Origin of the sequence: Butyricicoccus sp., assembly GCF_050872565.1 — a bacterium.
GTDB lineage: Bacteria > Bacillota > Clostridia > Oscillospirales > Butyricicoccaceae > Butyricicoccus_A.
In genome coordinates this window covers 1-1043 of the sequence record NZ_JBNMHC010000530.1, presented here as the reverse complement: position 1 = coordinate 1043, position 1043 = coordinate 1, and the positions used below count along the sequence as shown (strand labels likewise).

2 protein-coding genes are annotated in these 1043 nt (G+C 49.9%); one reads left to right on the top strand and one right to left on the bottom strand.

The genetic code is table 11. The features are described from left to right. The coding region (locus ACR0P9_RS13130) for an NUDIX domain-containing protein (protein WP_432620858.1) at positions 1–227 on the bottom strand (227 nt) is incomplete at its 3' end. A gap of 141 nt (positions 228–368) precedes the next feature. On the opposite strand from ACR0P9_RS13130, the gene ACR0P9_RS13125 reads away from it, so the two are divergent. Continuing rightward, positions 369–1043 (top strand): alpha/beta hydrolase fold domain-containing protein (locus tag ACR0P9_RS13125; RefSeq protein WP_432620856.1); only part of this gene is annotated, 675 nt, incomplete at its 3' end.

Genomic DNA, 1043 nt, shown 5'->3' with positions numbered 1-1043 from the left:
GCCTGCTGGCTTGTCTCTCCCGCCTGCACACTGCCGCCTGCGGATACATCCCATCGGTTCGGCCAGCCAACCTTATTTGCCTGTCGCTGCTGAATGAGCATCTGACCCTTGGTATTAAAAACAATCACCTGTGCCACCAGATAATATCCATTTTCCGGTTTGGTACCGCGCACAAAGGTACGTCCCGTCGGCACGCGGTGTATATCATATACATCTAGGATTTCCATGTTACGCCCCTTCCTTTACTCCAGCTTCTTGTTTCATTTTACCGATAATTGCTGTATTTTTCAAGAAAATCTTTTCTTTGACAAGCGCGCAGCATCATATTATCATAGATAACGAACAAAAAAGAAGGAAGTTTATATTATATGAAAACCGTCATTCATCCGCGTATCCAGCGCAGCACGCTTACGCTGCTGGATAACATTGTATATTCTCATGCCAAGCAGCCGGATGGTTCGATATTAGAGCTGAAATCATCTATCCTGCTGCACTATGGTAATCAGGAAATGCGTCTGGCTTCCGGACTGACCACAGACGCTCCGGCCGAGCCGCTTCCCGCCATCATCTGGGTACCCGGCGGTGCATGGCGCGGCACAGACAAAAATCAAAGCATTGCAGAAATGCAGTTTCTCGCAGAACGCGGCTTTGCGCTGGTATCTATGTACTATCGCAGCAGCGCACAAGCGCATTATCCCGCGCAGCTCATTGATGTCAAGACAGCCGTGCGATTCCTTCGCGCCCATGCAGAGCAATATCACATTGATCCCAATCGCATCGGTATGATTGGCCGATCAGCAGGCGGGTATCTCGCCTCGATGGCCGCCATGAATAACGATTTGGGAGAATCCGAGGAATGGAGCGCATACTCCTCTGATATTCAGGCGTGCTGTGACTTATTTGGCCCTGTAGATTTATCTCAGCTGCTGCAAAAAACAACTGCAGAAGTCAACAGCGGACACAGCCGTTGGAGCAGCATCAAAAAGAGTCATGAAGGCGCTTTGCTTGGCGGCTCCGAAGAGACCTTGCCAAAACGAGCGTAT